Origin of the sequence: Evansella tamaricis (assembly GCF_019042215.1) — a bacterium.
GTDB lineage: Bacteria > Bacillota > Bacilli > Bacillales > Salisediminibacteriaceae > Evansella > Evansella tamaricis.
Genome location: NZ_JAHQCS010000022.1, coordinates 1 through 4,677, shown reverse-complemented (window position 1 = coordinate 4,677; position 4,677 = coordinate 1). Strand labels below are relative to the sequence as shown.

Genomic DNA, 4,677 nt, shown 5'->3' with positions numbered 1-4,677 from the left:
TCCAGCGCCTACTCGCTACGGGGCACTTCGGAAGTGACAACCGAAGTCAAAGATCGGACTTCTAGTTGTCATTCCTCCACTGCCCTACGCTCGTGAGCCTAGGCGCTTGCGCTTTTCTTTTACATTTCGGTTTGTTTTACTTAGAAACTTGGAACAATGAGAATAAGTATTCGTAAATAAGGAGGAAAGAAAATGGTTAAAGGTAAGAATTCATTTTACATCACGACACCAATTTACTATCCAAGTGGGAAACTTCATATTGGTCATGCATATACAACTGTAGCAGGGGATGCCATGGCCCGATATAAAAGGTTACGTGGATATGATGTCATGTATTTAACTGGAACGGATGAGCATGGGCAAAAGATAGAGCGAAAGGCGGAAGAAAAGGGGGTATCACCTCAGCAATTTGTGGATGAGATTGTATCTGATATTCGGAAATTATGGGATAAATTGAATATATCATATGACGACTTCATTCGAACTACGGAAGAACGCCATAAAAAAGTGGTTCAAGATATTTTTGATCAGCTATTAAAACAAGGTGATATTTATTTAGATCAATATGAAGGTCTGTATTGCACACCATGTGAATCTTTCTTTACAGAGTATCAGGCGAAAGACGGAAATTGTCCTGATTGTAGTAGGCCAGTTGAAAAAGTTCAAGAAGAATCATACTTTTTTCGGATGAGTAAATATGCAGATCGCCTTCTGGCTTTTTATGAAGAGAACCCTGATTTTATTCAGCCAGAATCAAGAAAAAATGAAATGATTAACAACTTTATTAAACCAGGCTTAGAAGATCTTGCTGTTTCTAGAACATCCTTTGAGTGGGGAGTTAAGGTTAAGTCTGATCCCAAACATGTCGTCTATGTATGGATTGACGCACTTTCCAATTATATCACTGCATTAGGTTATGGAAATGTAGAGGATAGTAAATATAATACATTTTGGCCAGCAGATGTCCATCTTGTGGGGAAAGAGATCGTTAGATTCCATACGATCTATTGGCCAATCATGTTAATGGCGTTAGATATTCCATTACCGAAAAAAGTATTTGGGCATGGATGGCTTCTTATGAAAGATGGAAAGATGTCAAAGTCTAAAGGAAATGTCGTAGACCCTGTTCCATTAATTGATCGCTACGGTTTAGACGCCCTACGCTATTATTTATTGAGGGAAGTACCATTTGGTTCTGATGGAGTATTCACTCCAGAAGGATTTGTAGATAGGGTTAATTATGACTTGGCCAATGACCTCGGGAACTTATTAAATCGTACTGTAGCGATGATAAATAAGTACTTTAATGGGGAAATTCCAGCCTATATAAAGGATGCAACTTCGTATGACGACTCGCTTGTGGATCATGTTAATGCTACTGTCACTAAAGTGGGGGAATCGATGGAGGCTATGGAATTTTCTGTTGCCCTCACTGCCATATGGCAGCTTGTTAGCAGAACAAATAAATATATCGATGAAACTCAGCCATGGATATTGGCAAAGGACGAAGATGCAAAGGAACAACTTGGGTCAGTAATGTACCACCTTGCAGAAACTCTTCGATCTATTTCCATTCTTATTCAACCTTTTTTAACAGAAACACCTAAGAAAATTTGGAAGCAATTAGGGATAGATACTGCCACTACCGAATGGGATAGTCTTCAAAAATTTGGTCAGTTAAAAGCAGGAACGAAAATTGTGGAAAAGGGTGAACCTGTTTTCCCCCGATTAGATGTAAAAGAAGAAGTGACATTTATTGTTGAAACGATGGGTGGTACGGTTGTTAAGGAAGGGCAAGAAGAGGTCAAAACAAGCTCAGCTTCCGATTCGGCTTCAATAGATGTGCCAGAAGTAGATGAAATTACAATTGATGATTTTACAAAAGTTGATTTAAGAGTGGCAGAAGTGATTCATGCAGAAAAGGTAAAAAAAGCAGATAAACTGTTGAAAATACAATTAGATTTAGGTTATGAAAAACGACAAGTTATTTCAGGTATTGCAAAGCATTATAAACCAGAAGACTTAATTGGGAAAAAAGTAATCTGTGTAACAAACCTTAAGCCTGTTAAACTGCGAGGAGAGCTTTCACAAGGAATGATTTTAGCCGCATCCTTTGGGGATAACTTGGAACTGGCAACGATAGAAGGTACATTACCTAATGGATCGATAGTGAAATGATTGAAAGATAGTGAACGCCTTTCCAATTTAGGAAGGGCGTTACTTATAAAATGGAGGAGTTAAAAAATGCTTTTTGATACACACGTACACTTAAATGCAGATCACTATGAAGAAGACGTGGAAGATGTGATTAAGAGAGCACTGGATGTAGGGGTGTCCAATATGGTTGTAGTTGGGTTCGATGAAAAGACAATTGCGAAAGCGATGGAATTGGTGGAAAACTATGAATTCCTATATGGCGCTGTAGGGTGGCATCCAGTAGACGCTGTTGATTTCAATGATACTCACATACATTTACTAAAGAAATTAGCTGGACACTCAAAAATTGTTGCCCTTGGGGAGATGGGATTAGATTACTACTGGGATAAATCACCAAAAGAGATTCAAAAAGATGTTTTTCGAAAGCAAATTCAACTTGCTAGAGAACTTACTATGCCAATTATTATTCATAATCGAGATGCGGATGAAGATGTGGTGTGTGTATTACAGGAAGAAGAGGCTAAAGAAGTGGGAGGAATAATGCATTGTTTTGGTGGAAGTCTTGAAATTGCAAAGCAATGTCTTGAAATGAATTTTCATATTTCATTTGGAGGTCCGGTAACTTTTAAAAATGCAAGGCAAACAAAAGAGGTAGCGAAAGAAATTCCATTAGATCGTTTACTAATAGAAACAGATGCTCCATTTTTGGCACCACACCCTTATCGTGGCAAACGGAATGAACCAGCCTATATAAAATTAGTAGCAGAGCAATTAGCAGAAATTAAGGGGATTAAGTACGAGGAACTTACTGCAATTACAATGAATAACGCAAAAAAATTATTCGGAATCAGTTGACACAATATCGACAATTTGTTGAACATAGTATTGACGAAAAGAGTGGGATGTTGTCCAAAAGGAGCCTTGCTATGCTACGTTCTACACTGAGCCTTCGAAGCATAAACTGATTTGTCGAGAAGTTTATCTTTCCTTTTTTTTGGACATGATGAATAATAGCAAAGGAAAGATTTCTCAAACATTGTTGACAAGGTGGTGCGTAAAGCGTATAATTCGGTTTCTGAGGGAGGGGTTCAACCATGACTCAATGGATTAAGCAACGAATCTCTGAATTTTCCTGGAGAAAGTTTGCAGTATCCAGCGTTGGCCTCCTAACGTTGATGGGAATTTTGTCATTTGTCATCTATGAAGTTACTAAAATATCAGTTACCGTTGAAGTAGAAAATGAATTAACAACGGTATACACTCACGCATCGACAGTTGGAGAGGTCTTAGAAGAACGTGGTATTGACGTAAACGTTCACGATTACATCGAACCATCCGAAAACACAGCACTCGCCGAAGCAATGAATATAGTTTATATTCCAGCACAAGAAGTAATCGTAAATGTGGAAAATGACGAGCGTACCGTATGGACAATTGCAAGTACTGTGCAAGAACTTATGGACGAATTAGGAATTGAAGTCACTGAGTACGATGTTATTGAACCATCATTGAACGAAAATATAGTTGGAAATATGCAAGTAAACTACCAATCTGCGTTTCCTATTATATTATTCAGTGATGGGGAGGAAAAAGAAGTTTGGACAACTTCGACTACGGTCGCTGACTTTTTAGAGAGAGAAAACATTGTCCTAGGAGAGTTAGATCGGGTGGAACCTTCGATGGAAGATGTGCTTGAAAGTGAAACAGAAGTAAATGTCGTTCGAGTTGAAAAAGTCACCGATGTTGTGGAAGAGTCAGTAGATTTTGCTACAGTAACAAGAAATGATTCGTCTATAGAGCGAGGATCTGAAAAAGTTTTACAAAGCGGGAAAGAAGGAAAAATTAAAAAGCATTATGAAGTTATTTTTGAAAATGATGAAGAAGTTTCCCGCGAATTAGTAAAAGAAGAAATTGTTTCTGAAAGTGAAGACAGAATTGTGGCGGTTGGAACAAAGGACCCTGCGCCAACAGTGTCCCGTGGTTCTAACGTTCCGGCAGGAGAGTGGATGACATTCAACGCTACTGCCTATACTGCATACTGCAATGGATGTTCCGGTACGACATATACTGGCATCAATTTGAGGGAAAACCCCGATGCCAAAGTTATTGCTGTTGATCCAAATGTAATTCCCCTTGGTTCCCGTGTGGAAATTGATGGTTGGGGAACCTATTTAGCAGCTGACATTGGAGGAGCAATCAAAGGCAAAAAGATTGATATCTTTATTCCTGACCGCGATAGGGTCATGAGGTTTGGACGGCAAAATGTCCGAATAAGGATCGTTGATTAGAACACAGAGGTCTCTCTGTGTTTTTTTTATACATTAAGAATTTTTAACTTCACTAAAGGGTTAAAGTATAAGAAAAACTAGGCTCTAGGCCATTAGGACTTGGCGACAAGCCAAGTTTTTTCTAAAAAGATAAGAATGTATAAGTTTTGGCACCTTCGGGCATTGTCTAGCTCCACCGCCTACTCGCATGGGAACTGAAAAAGTGGTGCTTTTCCACTTTTACAGTCCCTAA

At 38.7% G+C, this 4,677-nt stretch carries 3 protein-coding genes; all 3 read left to right on the top strand.

Features of this window, described 5'->3' with window-relative positions; genetic code table 11:
* Positions 1-192 precede the first annotated feature (192 nt).
* Entirely contained in the window at positions 193-2,178 is a 1,986-nt protein-coding gene (gene metG, locus KS419_RS01150; RefSeq protein ID WP_217064265.1) for a methionine--tRNA ligase, read from the top strand.
* A 66-nt stretch (positions 2,179-2,244) separates the two neighbouring features.
* Positions 2,245-3,012 carry a TatD family hydrolase gene (locus KS419_RS01145; protein WP_217064264.1) on the top strand — a complete coding sequence of 256 codons (768 nt, stop codon included), beginning with the start codon at positions 2,245-2,247 and terminating at the stop codon, positions 3,010-3,012.
* Between the two features lie 239 nt (positions 3,013-3,251).
* The gene (locus tag KS419_RS01140) at positions 3,252-4,445 is read left to right on the top strand and encodes a G5 and 3D domain-containing protein (protein ID WP_217064263.1); all 1,194 of its coding nucleotides are present in this window, start codon (positions 3,252-3,254) and stop codon (positions 4,443-4,445) included.
* Positions 4,446-4,677: the final 232 nt, after the last annotated feature.